This window comes from Sorangium sp. So ce836 (genome assembly GCF_028553905.1).
Classification (GTDB): Bacteria; Myxococcota_A; Polyangia; order Polyangiales; family Polyangiaceae; genus Sorangium; species Sorangium cellulosum_D.
In genome coordinates this window covers 13,955,764-13,972,071 of record NZ_CP102233.1, presented here as the reverse complement: position 1 = coordinate 13,972,071, position 16,308 = coordinate 13,955,764, and the positions used below count along the sequence as shown (strand labels likewise).

The window sequence follows — 16,308 nt, the reverse complement described above, 5'->3', positions numbered from 1 at the left end:
TCTCCGGTGCCGGAGCGCGGCTGTCCGTTGCTATCGCACCGCGGTCATCGGCCGACGCCGCCCAGCGCGCCGCCTCGGACGAGCCCGCTTCGCGCGGTCGGACGGCCTCGAGCGACCAGCGCGAAGCGCTCGACGCCCGCCGCGATTTCGAGCGCATGACGGGGCCGAGCCGGATGGATGGCTTGACAACGGACCGACCGATCGCGCCTGCTGGCACGATCCCCGCGCCGCGCTCCGCCGGTGGGGTGTAGGTCGAACACGCATGATCACCGGTCTGGACCTCTTCGCAGCGCTGCATCGCATTGTACAGGACGCCGCGGACAGCCTGCCTGGAACGCGGCGCGGCAGCCTGCTGATCCGAGAGGGAGATCGCCTGATCTACCGGGCCGCCGTGGGCCTCGAGAGCCTGCTCTCAGGCCCGCTGCCGATCCCGTCGGACGCGGGGCCGGCCAGCGCGGTCTCTCGGCTCGATCCGGGCGACGGCGCGCGCGCGGCGGCGGCGGCAGCGTGGTACCGAGAGCACCTGCCGGGCGCGGTGGCGCTCGACTGGCTGCCAGCGGACGCGGTCGTGGTCCTCGCGCCGGTGTGCATGCGCGGGCGGCCGGTCGGCGTGCTCGCCATCGAGCAGCCGGCCGCGGAGCCGCTTTCGGACGAGCGCGGGGCCCGGCTGATGGCCCTGGCCGGCAGCGCCGGCGCGGCGCTGGAGCGGCGCGAGCTCTTCGACGACAAGGCGCGGTCGGCCCACGAGAACCGCGTGCTCGAGGAGGTGCTGAACGCGGTGGCCTCGCAGGCCAGCCCGCAGGAGCTCGTGGAGATCATCTCGAGCGGTATCAAGAGCGTGCAGCTGCGGCCGCAATGGAGCGCGGTGGAGCTCGCCCTGGTGGAGGACGACGCCTGTGGGGCCTCGCCCGCGAGCGAGCGCGGCGCGGCGCGTGAGCTCCGCGTCTACCGGGCGCCGCGGCGCGCGCCGGTGGCCTACTGGAACAACCTGCGGGAGGGCGCGCTCGTCGCGGGGCGCGCCCTCGGCGTCGACGTGACCCACCGGTGCGGCAGCGCCGCCGGCGAGGCCGGCCAGAGCGCGCTCATCGACGAGGGCGTGCGCCGCGGGGTGAGCGGCATCGCCGTGGCGCCGGGCGACGCCGCGGCCATCGAGCCGGCGATCCGGCGAGCGGCGGAGGCCGGGATTCCGGTGATCACGTTCGATACGCCGCCTGCCGAGGGCAGCAGGGCGCTGGCCTACGTCGGCACCGACAACGTGGCGGCCGGCCGGCTCGCCGGAGAGACGATGACGAGGCTCCTCCCGGACGGCGGCGTCGTGGGCGCGCAGGTCTCGTCGCTCCGCGCCATGAACGGTCGCGATCGGGTCACGGGGTTCGGCGCGGCGGTCTTCGGGAAGTCCATCTCGATGCGATCTCCGCTGGAGAGCCACTACGATACTTCCGCGGCGATGCAGCTCGCCCTGGACGCTTTGCGCGAAGGAGGGCTGTCCGGCGCCTTCGGGGCTTGCGCCGAGAACGGCCCGGCCTGGGGCATGGCCGCGAGGGCCCTGGGGAGGGCGGGAGATCTCAAGATCGTGGCGTTCGATCTGATCCCGGAGACGATCGCGATGCTCCGGGAGGGCACCATCCACGCGGCCGTGGTCCAGCGCGAGCACGACATGGGCTATCGCGCCGTCGAGGTGCTCCACGACATGGTGTCGAGGGGGGTGGAGGCGACGCTGGCCGAGCTCCCGGCGGCGGGGCAGGCCGAGGATCGGCCCCTCCCGCGCTTCATCGACACCGGCGTGGACCTCGTGACCCTCGAGTCCACGCCCTGGTCTCGTCCGCTCTCGGAGCACCTGACCCTGGAGACCAGCCGCAAGTCCGCGAACCGGAGGCGCGGGGGCGCGGCGGTGGATCGCTCGCGCGAGCTCCTCGTCATCAGCCTGGATGCCGAGGAGCAGGGCCTCGTCGAGGGACGCGCCCGGCTCGAGCGGGAGACCCTGGTCGGCCGGGTGCTGAGCGCCGGCTGGTCGGTCGTCATCGACACGCTGGCGAGCGAGCACGAACGTTGGCCGGATGTCGTCGAGGCGCGCCGGAAGGGCAGCCGCACGCGGGCCGGCGTCCCGCTGCTCGCCCGGGGAAGGGCGCTCGGCGTCCTGGTCCTCGACAGCGAGCGCCGCGCGGCGTGCTCGCCCGAGGACCTCGGGCTGATCGAGCGCATCGCCGACACCCTGGCGGTGGCGCTCGAGAATGCGCAGCTCGTCCGCCGCATCACCGAGCGAACCCAGGAGCTCGAGCAGGCGAACCGGCAGCAGGCGGCGCTGCTCAGCACGATCCATGAGCTCTCCAGCCCGGTCGTCCCGGTCGCGCGCCATATCGTGGTGATGCCCATCGTCGGGGCGATGGACCGCCAGCGCTCGGGCCGCTTCCTCGAATCGATGCTGCGGGAGATCTCCGAGCGGCACGCGCGCGTGGTGCTGATCGACGTGACGGGGATGGCGGCGGTGGACGCCACGGCGGCGGATCACCTCATGACGGCGGCGCGGGCAGCGGGGCTGCTCGGGGCCGAGGTCGTGCTCGTCGGCATCGCGCCGGCGGCCGCGCGGCTGATGGTGGAGCAGGGGCTGGACCTCGGGGGCGTCGTCGCCCGCTCGACCCTCGAGCTCGGGTTCGCCTACGCGCTGTCGAAGATGGGCGGCCGGCTCGTCTACGGCGGCTCGCCCCGCGCTGCGCGGTCGTGAGCCGCGCGCCCTCGGCCTCTCGGCGGACCGGCGGCGCCGAGCGCACCCCTTCAGCCGGCGTCGAGCTCGAAGGCGCCCTCGTAGATGGCGTCGACGGGAACGGCGGCGCCGATCGCGAGCGAGATCGCGCCTCCCGCCTCGATCACGAGGTAGCGCCACGAGCCGTCGGCCTCGCGCCGGAAGTGCTCGACGCGCACCGAGGTCTGCGAGACGAGCAGGTAGTCGGTGAGGGACGGGATGCGCTGATACGCCGCCCACTTCTCGCCGCGGTCGTACGCCTCGGTGCTGGGCGACAGGACCTCGACGGCGACGCTCGGGTTCGCGAGCACGTCGCTGGTGCCCGGCTCCATCCGCACACCGCCGCACGCGACGACGGCATCCGCGTAGACGTAGCGCTCCCCCTGCTTCGCGGAGATCCGCTGGTCCGATGACAGGGCATGGCACGGCCTGCCGCGAACGGCCGCGCGGAGCTCCGCCCCCACGGCGTTCGAGAGGAAGTTGTGCCGCGGGCTGCCGCCCACCATCGCGAAGACCTCGCCGAGGGAATACTCGTGCTTTGCGACCTGCGCGCGCTCCCACTCGAGATACGCTGCAGCGCTCATGCGCTGGGTGGCGGCGGCGTCGCCCATGTGCGCGAACATAACGGAACCGCCGGGCCGGAGCCAGGCTCGGCGGCCCAACCGGCGCGGCCGCATGCCTGCCGCCGCTGCCCGATGAGGAGCGGACCGGCGCGTCAGGTGCCGAAGCGGCGCGCGTTGCGGAGGCGGGCCTTCGCGGCCTCGACTTCCTTGTTCTTGGGCGGAGCCGTGGTCTCCAGCGACTCGACGAGGCGGCGCGTGATGGCGGCGATGTCGTCGACGGCTCGCTCGAAACAGGCGACGTTCTTCCCGCTCGGGCTGCGGGTCCCGCTCACCTTGCGCACGTATTGAAGGGCGGCCGCCCGGATCTCTTCCTCCGTCGCCGGCGGCTCGAAGTTGAATAGAGGACGGATGTTCCGACACATGCCGCGAGCCTACCGCCGAACGCGGCGCAGTGGAACCGGCGCGGCCAGAACGGCGCGGCGCTCGCGTCCTGCGCTGCGCCCCGCGCGACGTGCGTTATCGCGGCTCCAGCTGCTCCAGCTCGCGCACCCGCGCCTCGAGCTCGCGCACCCGGGCCTCGGCGGCCTCCCTGGCGCGCGCCTCGGTCGCCGCGACCTCTTCCTGGGTGGGCACGAACTCGCCCTTGCCGTCCGGGCGCGCGAGCCGGAGCCGCGCGTCGGCCCCGCTGCCCACGACGCAGAGCCAGCTGTCGAGCGCGGGGCTCCACGCGGGGCCGGCGCCGGCGTGCACGCGCACGTACGCGCCGTCGGGGTCGCGCCGGTAGGCCTGGAGCGCCACCCTGCCGGCGGGCGGCCGCTGCGCGGCGGCCAGCGGATCGAAGATCGCGAGCTCGGGACAGCCGAGCTGGCAGTACTTGAGCGGGATGTCCTCGTAGGCCTTCTGCCAGTCGCTCGCCACGATCTCGAGCGCGAAGCGCGGCGGGCGGTGGCCGGGCAGCCAGGTCTGCCATTGCTTGGGCAGCGGCGGCGCGGGCCGGTGATCGAGGAGGTAGACGTCCGGCGAGACGCGCACGAGCGGCTCCTCGCGCACCCACGCGAAGAACCGCTCCGAGCCGGCGTGGTGGTCGGTCCAGCCGCGCTCGCGCGCGAGCTGCGCGATCGAGGACAGGAGCAGGCGGGCGATCTCGTCGTGCTCGCCCCACGCGCCGATGCCGTCCGCGTCGTCGAGGTACCAGTCCGACCAGTCGATGGTCGCGCGGAGCTCCTCGGGCTCCGGATCGCGGACGACGAGCGCGCGCGGCAGGCGCGTCGCGTGGGGGTTGGCTCCGGTGCGGGCAGGCGGCACGAGCTTCGACCGTAGCACCCCCGGCGCAGCGGCGGGAGGCGGGCAGACGCGGGCGAGCCGCCCGCGCCCGCGGGCGGGCACGGGCGAGCGCCGCGGGCCGGCACGGGCGAGCGCCGCGGCAGGCGTTGCGCGGGCGGCCGGCGGCGCATCGCATCGCCAGGGCGCCCTGGGGGCTCCCGGTACGGCGCGCCGGCGCCATGTCGGCCGCATGCGTTTCGAGGGGGTCCTCTTCGACGTCGACGGGGTGGTGGTCGACTCGCCGCACGAGCGCGCCTGGCGCGAGGCGCTGGAGGCGCTGATGGCGACCGAGTGGCGGGCGATCGCGCCCGAGACGCGCTACGCGCCCGAGCGGTTCACGACGGCCGTCTACCAGAGCGAGGTCGCCGGCAAGGCGCGCGAGAGCGGCGCGCGCGCGGCGCTCGACTACTTCGGCGTGCCCGACGCCGCCGAGCGCGCGCGGCTCTACGCCGAGCGCAAGCAGGAGGCGCTGCTCCGGAAGATCGAGGCGGGGGAGTTCGTCGTCTTCCCTGACGCGATGCGGCTGATCCTGGGGCTCAAGGCGCGCGGCGTGCCCATCGCGGCGGCGTCGTCGTCCAGGAACGCGGGCCAGCTCCTCCGGAGGATCCGCGCCGACGCCTTCTCCGAGCAGCAGCGCATCCGCCGCCCGGCCGTCGCGCCCGGCACGACGCTGCTCGACCTGTTCGACGCCGACCTCTGCGGCGTCGCGGTGGCGCACGGCAAGCCGGCGCCGGACCTGTTCCTGGCCGCCGCGCGCACGCTCGGCGTGCCCCCGGCGCGCTGCCTCGTCGTCGAGGACGCCCCCGCCGGGGTGCAGGCCGCCAAGGCGGCCGGGATGACCGCGCTCGGCGTGGCGCGGCTCGCCGACGACGCGCTGCTGGCCGCCGCGGGGGCGGATCGGGTCGTGACGACGCTCGACGCGGTCGATCCGGATGCCGTGGTCGAGGGGCGGATCGCGGCGCGGGCGGCGTGAGGGCGGCGCGCGGCCTGACCGCGGCGCGCGGTTCGAGCCCGCGCGGGGCGTCGCTCTTTGGTCTGCCGGTTGCTCCCGGGAAGCGCGAACCCATAGTCGTCTCCACCGCGTGTCCAGCGGTCCCAGACTTGCCCATGGGAACGATCTGGTCATAATGGTCACATGCGCAAGGCGTCGCTCGCGGAAGCAAAGGCTCACCTTTCCGCCTTGGTGGATGAAGCGGAGCACCACAAAAGGCGCACCTTGATCCTACGGCATGGCAAACCCGTGGCTGCGATCGTGCCGATCGATGTGGCTGTCCCGCCAAAGCCGCATCTGTCCAAGGTGGAGATAGAGCGACTGTTCGCAGGGCTGGGTTCGACGGAACCCCAGGAAAGCGCGGTGGAAGATCTGCTCTCGGGGCGACGATGAAGCTCGTTCTCGATGCTTCCGTCGCCGTTGCCGCCGTGCGGCCGAATGAGCCTTCTCATGCGGTGTCGCGGGCCCGAGTCACGCGCATTCTCGAAGGTCTCGACGAGCTCGTCGTGCCAGCGATCTTTCCGATTGAGGTCGGCGCATCGCTGGCGCGCGTCGGTGAGCCGACCGCGGCCGTGTGCGCTTATGTTGATGCGCTGATGTCCGTCGCGAGCGATGTAGCTACCATAGGTCCCTTGCGCGCGCGAAGAATTCGAGACACGGCGATCGCATCGAAGCTTCGCGCAGCGGACGCCGCCTATGTCTGGCTCGCGGCTCAGGAGGCGATGCCCTTGTGTACACTCGACAGGGAGATGACGCAGCGAGGCAGCGCCTTTTGCCGAGTCATCCCGCCTTGATTTGAGCAGGCCTCGCCTCAGCCGCCCTGCTTGCGCACGACCGCGAGGCTCCAGATCTCCCCGGCGCTCGTGCCCACCCACAGGGTCGGCGACCCCTTGCCGGCGGCCACGAGCACGGCCGGCTCGCCGCGGGTGCCGAGCGCGACGCTGGCCGTCGGCGCGAGCGGCGCGCCGGAGGCGGCCTCGATGGCGGCGCCGTCGAACAGCGCGACGCGGCCGTCGGCGAAGCAGGCGAACAGGCTGGACTCGAGGACCGCCACGTCGGCGACCGGATCGCTGAAGGCGAGCATCTTCGCCGCCAGCTTGCCCGACGACCGCACGACCGCGCAGGCCGCGCTCGCGCCGCGCTTGTACACCGCCGTCAGCTTCGGGCCGCCGCGCACCCGGTCGAGGTTCTGGGCCGCGCGCGGCAGCGAGGCGCGCAGCGTCGGGCCCGGCTCGGGCGTCGCGCCGGGGTGGACGCGGAGCTCGCCCCCCTCCCCGGCGCCGTCCATCACCACGTGCGTCTCGGTGTCGGTCAGGTCGAACGCCCGCGCCGAGCCGCGCACCGCGAACGTGCGGCCGTTCACCTCGATCTTGTCGAGCTTCAGCTCCGTCGCGCTGCCGTCCCAGCCCAGCGAGAGCGCCGTCTCGCCGGACGGGCGCGTCGCGAGCTGCCGCGCGTCCCGGCCGACCTGATCGAGCTTCGGGCCGTGCGTGATGCCGAGCAGCGCCCAGACCGCGTCGTCGCTCCGCACGACGGCCACGTCCTTCGAGAGCAGCGCCACGTCGTGCGCCGACGACAGCGACAGGTTCGTCGTCCTCGCGCCGGCGCCGCCGATCGGGCAGACGCCGAGGCGCACGGGATCGGTCGAGACCATCGCGACCAGGCCGGGGCTCGCGAGGAACGCGGCGCCGCGGATCTCCGCGTCGAGGCCGTGCACCTTGCGGGGGGAGCTCAGATTGCTGAAGGGCATGGCCGACGAAGATACCGGTTCTCGCGGGGCGGCGTCAGCCCTTGATGAGCGAGCGGACCTCGATGTCGAGGTTCTCGGACTCCGCCACGGCGTCCATCGCCTTGCGGAGCTGGGCGAGCGACACCCCGACGGGGACGTCGACGTGGGCCTCCATCCGGAAGAGCTGCGAGCCGGTCACGGGCGCCTCGTAGGCCGAGGTCTCGAGCGAGACGATGTTGACCCCCGCGCCGTGGAGCGCGCGCGACACGGCGCGGACGATCCCCTCGTGATCGAGCGCGTCGACGGAGATGACGCAGGGGATGGTCGCCGCGCGCCGGTGCGACTCGGGGCTCTTGGTCCTGCGGCTCTGCACCGTGAGCCCCGTCGCCCGCGTGAGCGAGGCGGTCTCGCGCTCCACCGCCTCGATCGCGCCCGGGGGGCCCGACGCGAGCAGGAGGATGCCGAACTCGCCGCCGAGCACCGCCATGCGGCTGTCCTCCACGTTGGCGCCGCGCTCGGTCAGGTAGTGGGTCACCTCCGCGACGAGGCCCGTTCGGTCAGGGCCGAGGCAGGAGAGGACCAGGAAGGCTTCGGGCTCGGGCGTCGTCGTCATGCGGCGCATCTTAGTCCGATCCGCGCAGCCGGCGCGACCGACGCTTCCGGCGCAGGCCATCGCGGCCGCGCGTCCGCGGCGACGAGCGCCCGGACGGCGACGAGCGCCCGGGCAGCGCCGTCCAGGTCGGCGCGCGCGCTCCCGCGGGATCGAGCGGCCGCGCGCCGCGCCCGACGAGGCGCTTGTCTCCGGCGGGGCGGTGGGCGAGAGGACGGCCATCCCCATGCCGTACGAACGCGACAACATCCACCGCCTCACGCCGTACACGCCCGGCGAGCAGCCGCAGCGGGCCGACGTGGTCAAGCTGAACACCAACGAGAACCCGTACCCGCCGCCGAGCGCGGTGCTGGAGGCGATCCGGGGCGTCTCGGCCGATCAGCTCCGCCGGTACCCGCCGCCCCGCGCGCAGCAGTTCCGCGAGGCCGCGGCGAGGCTCCACGGCCTGTCGCCCGAGCAGGTGATCGCCACGAACGGCGGCGACGAGCTGCTGCGCATGGCGGTGACGGTGTTCTGCGAGCCCGGCGGCCTCGGCCTCGGCGAGACGTACCCGACCTACTCGCTCTACGACGTGCTCGCCGAGATCCATGGCACGACGATCACCCAGGTCCCCCTCGAGGAGGACTGGTCGGTCCCGGAGGAGTTCGCGAGCCGCCTGAACGACCGCGGCTGCCGGCTCGCGCTCCTCGTCAACCCGCACGCGCCGTCGGGGCGGCGCGAGCCGCTCGACAAGCTCGAGCGCATCGCGCGGACGTTCCGCGGCGTGGTCCTGATCGACGAGGCGTACGTCGATTTCGCCGAGGCCGACGCGATCCCGCTGCTCGATCCGGCGCGGGGGCTCGACAACGTGCTGCTCCTGCGGACCCTGAGCAAGGGGTACTCGCTCGCGGGGCTCCGGTTTGGGTACGGGCTCGGGCACCCGCGGCTCATCGAGACGCTCGACAAGGCGCGCGACAGCTACAACACGGATATCCTCGCGCAGGCCGCGGCGACCGCGGCGCTGTCCGCGCGGGACGAGGCGAGCAAGAGCTGGGAGCGGGTGATCGCGGAGCGCGCCCGGCTCACGGCGGCGCTGCGCGAGCGGGGGTTCACGGTGGCGCCGAGCCAGACCAACTTCATCCTGGCGACGCCGCCGGCAGGGGGGCTGTCGGCGCAGGCGATGTACCGGGCGCTCCACGACCGGGCGATCTTCGTGCGCTACTGGGACGCGCCGCGCCTCCACGACAAGCTGCGGATCACGGTGGGCACGCCGGAGCAGAACGACGCGCTGCTCGGGGCGATCGCCGAGGTGTCCCGCGCGGCGGCCGGGGCGTAGACAGACCCGTTCGCTGTCCGCTTCGTGCGCGGGTGTACGATCCTTGCGCAGCTCCTCACCTCCCCTGCCTCGCATTCCGCCGAGCGGCTCCGCTGGCCTCGACCGTGCAACACGCAGCGCGCGACGGACAGCGCGCCCGCGAGGTCGGCTGATCCCCAGCTTCATTTCTTCACGAGGAGAGGAGATCGCTTCATGCGCCACCGCAGCATCCGGTCATCACGTCACGTCCTGTCGCGCCTCCTTCGCGGCGGGTGCGTCCCCTGCCTTTCCCTGGCGCTCGTGGCGGCGTGCGGTCCGGACGCCGGCGACGGCAGCCCGATCGGCGCGCTGACCTCCGGCGTGAGCGACGCTGGCGGCGGCGGCGATGGCGCGGGCAACGGCAACAGCGGCGGCAGCGCTGGCAGCACCGGAGGCGACGGCAACGGCGGCGGCAGCGACGGCAGCAGCGGCGCGGGCGGTCCGCCCGGCGCCTGCGGGCTGAGCGGCGCCACCGTGGAGCGCTCCTATTCGCCCAAGCTGTTCGCCGCGGGCGCGGATCCCTCCAGGGACGCCGAGTGCAGCGGCGTGCTCAACCCCGAGCGCGGCCTCTTCCGCTTCACGGATCTCCGGAGCCTCGGCTCGCTCTCGCATCTCCGGGGCGAGGGCTACTCGCTGATCTACGGCAAGGTGCTCATCGACGACTACCGCACGCGGGACATCGACCAGGACCTCATCGACCGACTCGACGCGAGCTTCGCCGCCGCGCGCGCGGCGGGGCTGAAGGTGCTCCCCCGCTTCTACTATGCGGACACGGGCACCGCGCCGGACGCGCCGCTCGACCGCGTGCTGTCCCACATCGACCAGCTCAAGCCCGTGCTCGAGCGGAACGCCGACGTCATCGCCGTGCTGCACCCCGGCTTCGTCGGCGCCTGGGGCGAGTGGCACTCCTCGACGAACGACCTCACCAGCCCTGCCAGCCGCCAGCAGATCTTCGACGCGCTGCTCGCGGCGCTGCCGAGCGACCGGATGACCCTCGCGCGCCGCCCCTCGCACAAGCTCGAGGCGTACGGCGGCCCGCTGACGGAGGAGACGGCGTTCTCCGGAGCGCCGCTCTCGCGCGTCGGCCATCTCAACGACTGCTTCCTCGCGAGCGCCGACGACGTCGGCACCTACCAGCTCCCCGGCGAGAAGGACTATGCCATCGCGGACTCCGCGTTCACGCCCGTCGGCGGCGAGACGTGCGCCCCCAATCCGCCGCGCAGCCAGTGCCGCTCGGCGCTCGACGAGCTCTCGCTGCATCACTGGAGCTTCATCAACACGGACTACCACACCGACGTGATCGACGGCTGGCGGTCCGAGGGCTGCTTCGAGACGATCGCCTGCCGCCTCGGATACCGCTTCGTGGTGATGGGGCACGAGTCGCCCGAGCAGGTCGGTCGCGGACAGCCGCTGTCGCTGCGGCTGCGCCTGTTCAACGACGGGTATACCCGGGCCTATAATCCGCGCCCGGTCTACCTCGTGCTCCAGCAGGGCGAAGCGCGGCGGGTCGTCCAGGTCGACGCCGACCCGCGCCGCTGGGCGCCGGGCGAGGAGAGCGAGCTCTGCCTCGAGGCGCAGATCCCGGCCGATCTCCCCCCGGGCGACTACCGGCTCGGCCTGTGGCTCCCGGACGGGTCCGAGCGCCTTCGCGACGACCCGCGCTACGCGATCCAGCTCTCGAGCGGCGCGGCGTGGGACGCCCCGAGCGGCGTCAACCTGCTCGACGCCACGGTCCGGGTGGTCGAGTAGGCGGATCCCTTCGCCTCGGCGCCGGGACGGCGCCCGGGCCCTTGCATCTCCGGCTCGCGGGCTTACCTCATCGCGTGATCCCGGCCCTCATCTCGCGCGTGGGCCCAGGCGAATCATCGGAAAGGAAGTCACGCCATGCGCGCTGTCGATCGTCTTGAAGTCGAGAACAACCCCGTCGCCACCGCCGAGGGCGGCGAGGGAGCTCCGTCCGGGAGCGAGAAGACCGTCGAGACCTCCTGGTCCGATGCCGTGCGCCTCCTGGAGGAAGCCGCCGCCATCGCCGCCGCGCGCGGGTGCGACCCGCAGTCGTTCACGAACGCCGCCTTCGCCGCCTACGTGGCCAAGAACCCGGCCTTCCGCCGGTGGCTCGAGACCGCGCAACTCGCCCACCGGCTCGATCACCTGCGGCGGGAGGGTCGCATCGGGGTGGCATGATCGCCGCCCGGCGCAGCGCTCACAGCACCCGCTCGAACGCGCTCTCCAGCGCGGCTCTCCCGCCGCGCTCGATCACGTCGCCGTGCGCCACCACGATGCGCTCCGGCGCCCACGCGAGCATCCGCTTCACCGCCGCGCCCACCGCCGCGCGATCGCGCATCATCGAGCGCGCGAAGCGCGACGGGCCGAACCGCCCATACGCCCCGTTCAGGCGCATGAAGAGGCGCGTCGGGAAGTGCGCGCTCTGCGTGATGTGAAAGCAGAGATCCCAGAGAAAGAGGGTCCTGCTCGGCCGGTGAAAGAAGACCACCTCGTCGACCTTGGGCATCCCGCCGACCGTCACCTGATCGATCTCCGCCGCCCACAGCGGGTCCGGCGCGTCGCCGAGCTCGTCCGTGAACGCCACCTCGGAGCGCTTCTCGCGGAGCCGCCGGGGGCCGTACAGCCGCGCCCCCGGGAAAGCCCGCGCCGCCGGCGCGAGGCCGAGGTGGTGGAACAGGTTCGGCGCCACGATCGCCCGGACCTCCCCGAGCGCCCGGATCTCGCCCGCCACCTGCTCCACGCCCGGCAGCGGCGAGAAGAGGAGCAGCCCGCCGTCCCCGAGCCGCACGACCGGCGACCGCACCGGGAAATGGACGCCTGGCAGCTTCAACGTGTCTTCCGCAACCCAGAGGGCTTGATCGAGTTGTCGCAGCATGCTCCAATTGGTAAAGCTGCTTGACCATTTAGTCAAGCAGCTTTACCATCATGACCAAGAACGACCTCGATCCCAGCGATCTTGCCGAGCTCGAGCGGCGCAAGCGCGCGAGCCTCGGTCAGCTCCTCCTGCGCTCGGCGCGGCTGCTCGACGAGCGGGCGATGGCGCGCATCGCGCGGCGCGGGGCGCCTGGGGTGCGCCGGGCGCACACCGCGCTCATGCCGTACATCGATCTCGAGGGCACGCGGTTGACGGACCTGGCGGAGCGCGCGCGGGTGACGAAGCAGGCGGTGGGTCAGCTCGTGGAGGAGCTCGAGGCGATGGGCGTCGTGGAGAGGACGCCCGATCCGGAGGACCGGCGGGCCAAGCGGGTGCGCTTCACGCCGCACGGGCTGAAGGCGCTGCTCCACGGGCTCGGGGTGCTCACGGAGCTGGAGGAGGAGCTCACGCGGAAGCTGGGCGAGAAGCAGATGGCGGCGCTGAAGAAGGGGCTCGCGGCGCTGCTGGCGGCGCTGGAGGAGAAGGAGGAGCTGGAGGTGCCGCCCGAGCGCGGGTGAGCGCCGGTGACGGCGCTCCAGATGGCGCGGCGGATCGAGAACGAGGGAGCGCCGCTGGCGGGGAGAGCAGCTGACGCCGAGCTGCTCCGGGGGCGCACTTCAATGGCACGGGAAGCTGGCACGCGACTCGGAAACGGCACACGGCTAAGTTGGAGTCGCGAGCTCCTTCTGCACAGAGCGCAACACTCTCAACAACAATAGAATCTCCATAGAACCGCCCACACAACCCAACACGATCATCAATCAGAAACAACTCATTCCTTCGCCGCCTCCACCGCGCGCGCCACAAAATCGTTAAATGCTTCCGAGAGCAATCGGCGCCTAGCCGCCCAGAGCTCAACATGTTCACCGTCAACCCAGAGAGCAGAATCCTGCGGTATACACTGGCTTCGCAGCGTCTTCGCATCCAAGTCACGCAATGTCACACTTGGAGGAGCCTTACCGACCGATTGATTCGCGTCCCTCAAAATAAATGCAATATTCGCAACGACATCGGACGCTCGTTTCGCATCGAGCGTCTTGAATGTTCCTCGTGGAACGAGGTGATGTCTATCGATAAACGTATCGCCCGCCGCACGATCCTCGACACGCTGCCGAGTAACAAGACATTTCGCCGCACGCTGCCGACAGGCAACGTACGTAGCAAACATGGCTCCGCGATCCTGAGTTGGGCGATCAAAGTCGTCGGCCGACGCACGGAGACTCTGCTGCCTTCGAAGATTGCGCACTAGCGCACCTACAGGAGACTCAGCAGCCGCCATTGCTTTTAGATCACGCTCCAGTGTGCTCTGAGTCGCAGCGCCGTACCGGTGGTGAAGCGCCGCCAACGCCATCCAACCGAGCACCTGCTCGGCATCACGTTGGCGGGCAGGCCGAGTTGCACAAAGGACAATAGGCGGCACAAGAAGCGCTCCCGACCATAGGAGCGACATCCCCCGGAGGCCGAGGTCGGAAGCGACCATGTGTCGTACCGCCTCCACGCCCTTCTCCATTTTCTTCCATGCGGTGCGCAGTTGACCAGGCTCGAAATCGCCCAGTCTGCCGTGCGGCTTTGCCGGATCTGCAATAGCGGCGCTAGCGATAAGCAGATGCGATAGATGGATGCGATCGAATCCTTGTTCCTTGAGTGACCCCATGAACGGTATTACATGCTCTACCACGAAGCCGGAGTGCTTTCCCGCGATTCTAGCACTCTCGATATCATCGCCACCAAGACGCACCCCCTTTAAATTCAACCTCATAAAGGCATCAAGGGCATCCTGATAGCGATGACCACGCATCACCGTCATGGGGATCTCGTAGTCCAGGATCGCCCGACACCGATCGATATTCTCCTCAATTGCATAACGGTAGTCAGGAAACGCTTCCTGGAGATCGCTTCGTTCGGTGCGAAAGTCCCTCGACCACAATTTATCTAGAGTTACCCACCGAGGATCTTTTCGAATCGCAGCATTCGCACGCTGAAACCCAGGCTCAATAACATTAAAATAAATATCAAGTCGCTCTTCCGCGGCCACCTCGTCGTCGAGCGCATGAACTCGCTCTAGAGTCGTAGCTCGCTGTTGACCATCGACGAGCCAACGAGCGGTACCCCCGTGGCGCTGAGTAACGATCTTACCTGATTGACGCTGGTAAATACTTTCTGAAGTTTCCCAGACCAGCAACGAACCAATGGGCAAACCACGATATATTGAATCAAGCAGATCGGCGGCCTTGTTTGGCTTCCAAACGTAGCCTCGCTGAAACTCAGGTATACATAGGCGACCCTCGCGAATATCAGTAATCAGTCGTTGAACAGTCGTTCTGGTAAAATCAAGATCGTGGTCACTATCACGCGCTGGCATCTGTGCTCCACTCCACTGTCGATAAACGCAGCCGTGTGCTCCGATCAGTCAACGCAGGCGCTCCGCATGCGTCGCCGTTGGCAAGCACGCGCGCCTGGGCGAGCCAACCGCGCGAGCGTGAGCTCTTGGTCCTTAGGGCAGTAACGTTGGCGGTATAAGGTCGCTTCATTCAGCACCTGCCGCATCATACCGGTTCCGCCGTTCCGTCGTTAGACGAGCATGGCTACTTCCCTCGACACTGGTCAGGCTATCGAGCGAACGACCGAGGTGTCAAGCGCACGTCCCGGAGGATCGGCAGGTCGCTCCGCGGTGGCATGGACGAGAGCAGGTCTGAGTGGCAGAGAACAAGTACCGGCAGGTCGCTGTCTCGGGACTCGTCCCCGGAGCGGTCGGGCGTCTCCGGCGTCGGGGGCGCCGTAGGCCCCCTCGCGTCGAGGTCTTCCCCTGGACCCGCCGCCGCGATACGACATCGCCGTGACCCGTACGCTCGTCCCCTGGCTCCCCCTCCTCGCAGCGCTCTCCTCCGGCTGCGCCCCCGCGCCGGCCCCCGCCGTACCGGCGGCCGACGAGGGCGCTGCGAAGGCGGCGAGCGCGGCGCTCACCGCCCTATCGCACCGCAAGTTCGACGTCCACGGCTGCGCCGCCTCCGAGGCGCGCGTCGTCCCGGAGGCCGAGGCGCGCGCGGGCTCGCCTCAGGGCGAGCGGTGCGTCATCCTCGTCGCGCGCAGGAGCGACCAGACATGGCTCGTCGCCGTCCGCTCCTCGCTGTCGTCCAGCTCCTTCGGGGCGCAGGCGCTCGTGACCGTCCTCCCCCAGGCCGAGGGCGTCGGCGCCATCGAGTACACGCGCTGATCCAGCGCCGGAGCCGCACCGCTCCGGCACGGCCAGCCGCTCACCGCGCCGTGGCGACGAGGAACAACCTCCGGAACGGAAACGGCGTCTTCCCGTCCGCCGCCTTCGGATACGCCGCAGCCACCCGGCTCCCGTACGCCTCCAGGAACTCAGCCCGTTCGCCCTCGTCGAGCGCCGCGAGCAGCGGCCGGAGCGCCGTCCCCAGGGTCCACTCGACGACCGGGCTATCGCCCTCGAGGACGTGCAGATACTCCGTCTCCCAGAGGTCGATCCGCGCCGCGTGCGGCGAAAGCACGTCGTAGTACGCCGCAGGCGCCGCGACCGGGCTCTCCCGTACCACCTTCGCCAGCTTGTCGCGGAAGCGCGGCATCCGGCTCACCTCCACCATTGCCGTGTGCGACGGCGCGCCGTGGTTCCGCGGCATCTGCACCGCCAGCACGCCGCCGCGCGCGAGCCGCCCGAGGAGCGCCGGAAACAGCGCCGCGTGGTCGTCCAGCCAGTGAAGCGCGGCGTTGCTGAAGATCAGCGCCGGCGGCGCGGGCGGCGCGAAGCGCGCGATGTCGCCCTCGACGAACCGCCCCCCCGGCAGCGCGGCGCGCGCCTTCGCCAGCATCTCCGGCGAGCTGTCGACCCCGAGGATCCCCCGATCCGGGAAGCGCTGCGCCACGAGACGCGTGATGTTGCCCGCCCCGCAGCCGAGATCGACGAGGTCGCCCGGGACGGTGACGTCGACCCGGCCCAGCAGATCGACCGCCGGACGCGCCCTCTGGTCCTCGAACTTCAGGTACTGAGCAGGATCCCAGCTCGCCATGCCGCCCTCCACCGGACCTGCGCAGCAGCTCGTGAGCTCCCCGCTGCCCGTCTCATCCCCTCCCGTTCCACCAG

The 16,308-nt window shown here is 71.1% G+C and carries 17 protein-coding genes; 9 read left to right on the top strand and 8 right to left on the bottom strand.

Annotated features, from left to right (window positions below; genetic code table 11):
• Positions 1 to 262 precede the first annotated feature (262 nt).
• Positions 263 to 2,722 (top strand): substrate-binding domain-containing protein, encoded by a 2,460-nt coding sequence (locus NQZ70_RS51060; RefSeq protein WP_129580705.1) that lies wholly within the window; start codon positions 263 to 265, stop codon positions 2,720 to 2,722.
• 50 nt (positions 2,723 to 2,772) lie between these two features.
• Here the strand turns inward: NQZ70_RS51060 and NQZ70_RS51055 are convergent, their stop codons facing one another.
• From NQZ70_RS51055 to NQZ70_RS51045, 3 genes are all read right to left on the bottom strand, one after another.
• On the bottom strand, positions 2,773 to 3,351 hold the full coding sequence (locus tag NQZ70_RS51055; RefSeq protein ID WP_129580704.1) for a Uma2 family endonuclease: 579 nt from the start codon (positions 3,349 to 3,351) through the stop codon (positions 2,773 to 2,775).
• A 104-nt stretch (positions 3,352 to 3,455) separates the two neighbouring features.
• On the bottom strand, positions 3,456 to 3,725 hold the full coding sequence (locus NQZ70_RS51050; RefSeq protein WP_129580703.1) for a DUF2277 domain-containing protein: 270 nt from the start codon (positions 3,723 to 3,725) through the stop codon (positions 3,456 to 3,458).
• A 94-nt stretch (positions 3,726 to 3,819) separates the two neighbouring features.
• Positions 3,820 to 4,626 carry a Uma2 family endonuclease gene (locus NQZ70_RS51045; protein ID WP_237244817.1) on the bottom strand — a complete coding sequence of 269 codons (807 nt, stop codon included), beginning with the start codon at positions 4,624 to 4,626 and terminating at the stop codon, positions 3,820 to 3,822.
• A gap of 190 nt (positions 4,627 to 4,816) precedes the next feature.
• Here NQZ70_RS51045 and NQZ70_RS51040 point away from each other — a divergent pair, with 190 nt between their 5' ends.
• The 3 genes from NQZ70_RS51040 to NQZ70_RS51030 all read left to right on the top strand — a co-directional run bounded on the left by NQZ70_RS51040 (position 4,817) and on the right by NQZ70_RS51030 (position 6,411).
• Positions 4,817 to 5,599 carry an HAD family phosphatase gene (locus tag NQZ70_RS51040; RefSeq protein WP_129580701.1) on the top strand — a complete coding sequence of 261 codons (783 nt, stop codon included), beginning with the start codon at positions 4,817 to 4,819 and terminating at the stop codon, positions 5,597 to 5,599.
• A gap of 162 nt (positions 5,600 to 5,761) precedes the next feature.
• Positions 5,762 to 6,010, top strand: coding sequence for a type II toxin-antitoxin system Phd/YefM family antitoxin (locus tag NQZ70_RS51035; RefSeq protein ID WP_129580700.1), 249 nt, complete (start codon positions 5,762 to 5,764; stop codon positions 6,008 to 6,010).
• Positions 6,007 to 6,411: a type II toxin-antitoxin system VapC family toxin gene (locus NQZ70_RS51030; protein WP_129580699.1), complete on the top strand. Its 405-nt coding sequence runs from the start codon at positions 6,007 to 6,009 to the stop codon at positions 6,409 to 6,411. Before NQZ70_RS51035 ends, NQZ70_RS51030 begins: the two co-directional genes overlap by 4 nt.
• A gap of 17 nt (positions 6,412 to 6,428) precedes the next feature.
• On the opposite strand, the gene NQZ70_RS51025 is transcribed toward NQZ70_RS51030, so the two are convergent.
• Both NQZ70_RS51025 and NQZ70_RS51020 read right to left on the bottom strand, forming a co-directional pair.
• Positions 6,429 to 7,367: a hypothetical protein gene (locus NQZ70_RS51025; protein WP_129580698.1), complete on the bottom strand. Its 939-nt coding sequence runs from the start codon at positions 7,365 to 7,367 to the stop codon at positions 6,429 to 6,431.
• A 34-nt stretch (positions 7,368 to 7,401) separates the two neighbouring features.
• A complete protein-coding gene (locus NQZ70_RS51020) occupies positions 7,402 to 7,959 on the bottom strand; it encodes a glycine cleavage system protein R (protein ID WP_237244816.1) in 558 nt (185 codons plus the stop codon).
• A gap of 223 nt (positions 7,960 to 8,182) precedes the next feature.
• Here NQZ70_RS51020 and hisC point away from each other — a divergent pair, with 223 nt between their 5' ends.
• The 3 genes from hisC to NQZ70_RS51005 all read left to right on the top strand — a co-directional run bounded on the left by hisC (position 8,183) and on the right by NQZ70_RS51005 (position 11,473).
• Positions 8,183 to 9,271, top strand: a complete 1,089-nt coding sequence (gene hisC / locus NQZ70_RS51015; protein WP_129580696.1) for a histidinol-phosphate transaminase — start codon at positions 8,183 to 8,185, stop codon at positions 9,269 to 9,271.
• A gap of 192 nt (positions 9,272 to 9,463) precedes the next feature.
• Positions 9,464 to 11,038 carry a DUF4832 domain-containing protein gene (locus NQZ70_RS51010; protein ID WP_129580695.1) on the top strand — a complete coding sequence of 525 codons (1,575 nt, stop codon included), beginning with the start codon at positions 9,464 to 9,466 and terminating at the stop codon, positions 11,036 to 11,038.
• Between the two features lie 135 nt (positions 11,039 to 11,173).
• Positions 11,174 to 11,473: a hypothetical protein gene (locus tag NQZ70_RS51005; RefSeq protein WP_129580694.1), complete on the top strand. Its 300-nt coding sequence runs from the start codon at positions 11,174 to 11,176 to the stop codon at positions 11,471 to 11,473.
• 19 nt (positions 11,474 to 11,492) lie between these two features.
• Here NQZ70_RS51005 and NQZ70_RS51000 read toward each other — a convergent pair whose 3' ends face one another.
• Complete coding sequence (locus tag NQZ70_RS51000) at positions 11,493 to 12,170, bottom strand: DUF4336 domain-containing protein (protein WP_129580693.1); 678 nt, start codon at positions 12,168 to 12,170, stop codon at positions 11,493 to 11,495.
• A gap of 50 nt (positions 12,171 to 12,220) precedes the next feature.
• On the opposite strand from NQZ70_RS51000, the gene NQZ70_RS50995 reads away from it, so the two are divergent.
• On the top strand, positions 12,221 to 12,727 hold the full coding sequence (locus NQZ70_RS50995; protein WP_129580692.1) for a MarR family winged helix-turn-helix transcriptional regulator: 507 nt from the start codon (positions 12,221 to 12,223) through the stop codon (positions 12,725 to 12,727).
• Between the two features lie 254 nt (positions 12,728 to 12,981).
• Here NQZ70_RS50995 and NQZ70_RS50990 read toward each other — a convergent pair whose 3' ends face one another.
• Positions 12,982 to 14,571 (bottom strand): DUF262 domain-containing protein, encoded by a 1,590-nt coding sequence (locus NQZ70_RS50990; RefSeq protein WP_129580691.1) that lies wholly within the window; start codon positions 14,569 to 14,571, stop codon positions 12,982 to 12,984.
• Between the two features lie 474 nt (positions 14,572 to 15,045).
• Between NQZ70_RS50990 and NQZ70_RS50985 the strand changes: the two genes are divergently transcribed.
• Positions 15,046 to 15,423, top strand: a complete 378-nt coding sequence (locus tag NQZ70_RS50985) for a hypothetical protein (protein WP_129580690.1) — start codon at positions 15,046 to 15,048, stop codon at positions 15,421 to 15,423.
• Positions 15,424 to 15,463: 40 nt separating this feature from the next.
• Here NQZ70_RS50985 and tam read toward each other — a convergent pair whose 3' ends face one another.
• Positions 15,464 to 16,234 (bottom strand): trans-aconitate 2-methyltransferase, encoded by a 771-nt coding sequence (gene tam, locus NQZ70_RS50980; RefSeq protein ID WP_129580689.1) that lies wholly within the window; start codon positions 16,232 to 16,234, stop codon positions 15,464 to 15,466.
• Between the last annotated feature and the right edge of the window lie 74 nt (positions 16,235 to 16,308).

What these genes read in the sequence shown, in the direction of transcription:
- NQZ70_RS51060 (WP_129580705.1), top strand. Translation starts at nt 263, where the DNA reads ATGATCACCGGTCTGGACCTCTTCGCAGCGCTGCATCGCATTGTACAG.
- NQZ70_RS50995 (WP_129580692.1), top strand. Translation starts at nt 12,221, where the DNA reads ATGACCAAGAACGACCTCGATCCCAGCGATCTTGCCGAGCTCGAGCGG.
- NQZ70_RS51030 (WP_129580699.1), top strand. Translation starts at nt 6,007, where the DNA reads ATGAAGCTCGTTCTCGATGCTTCCGTCGCCGTTGCCGCCGTGCGGCCG.
- NQZ70_RS51040 (WP_129580701.1), top strand. Translation starts at nt 4,817, where the DNA reads ATGCGTTTCGAGGGGGTCCTCTTCGACGTCGACGGGGTGGTGGTCGAC.
- NQZ70_RS51025 (WP_129580698.1), bottom strand. Translation starts at nt 7,367, where the DNA reads ATGCCCTTCAGCAATCTGAGCTCCCCCCGCAAGGTGCACGGCCTCGAC.
- NQZ70_RS51055 (WP_129580704.1), bottom strand. Translation starts at nt 3,351, where the DNA reads ATGGGCGACGCCGCCGCCACCCAGCGCATGAGCGCTGCAGCGTATCTC.
- tam (WP_129580689.1), bottom strand. Translation starts at nt 16,234, where the DNA reads ATGGCGAGCTGGGATCCTGCTCAGTACCTGAAGTTCGAGGACCAGAGG.
- NQZ70_RS51000 (WP_129580693.1), bottom strand. Translation starts at nt 12,170, where the DNA reads ATGCTGCGACAACTCGATCAAGCCCTCTGGGTTGCGGAAGACACGTTG.
- hisC (WP_129580696.1), top strand. Translation starts at nt 8,183, where the DNA reads ATGCCGTACGAACGCGACAACATCCACCGCCTCACGCCGTACACGCCC.
- NQZ70_RS51020 (WP_237244816.1), bottom strand. Translation starts at nt 7,959, where the DNA reads ATGACGACGACGCCCGAGCCCGAAGCCTTCCTGGTCCTCTCCTGCCTC.
- NQZ70_RS51010 (WP_129580695.1), top strand. Translation starts at nt 9,464, where the DNA reads ATGCGCCACCGCAGCATCCGGTCATCACGTCACGTCCTGTCGCGCCTC.
- NQZ70_RS50990 (WP_129580691.1), bottom strand. Translation starts at nt 14,571, where the DNA reads ATGCCAGCGCGTGATAGTGACCACGATCTTGATTTTACCAGAACGACT.
- NQZ70_RS51035 (WP_129580700.1), top strand. Translation starts at nt 5,762, where the DNA reads ATGCGCAAGGCGTCGCTCGCGGAAGCAAAGGCTCACCTTTCCGCCTTG.
- NQZ70_RS51050 (WP_129580703.1), bottom strand. Translation starts at nt 3,725, where the DNA reads ATGTGTCGGAACATCCGTCCTCTATTCAACTTCGAGCCGCCGGCGACG.
- NQZ70_RS51005 (WP_129580694.1), top strand. Translation starts at nt 11,174, where the DNA reads ATGCGCGCTGTCGATCGTCTTGAAGTCGAGAACAACCCCGTCGCCACC.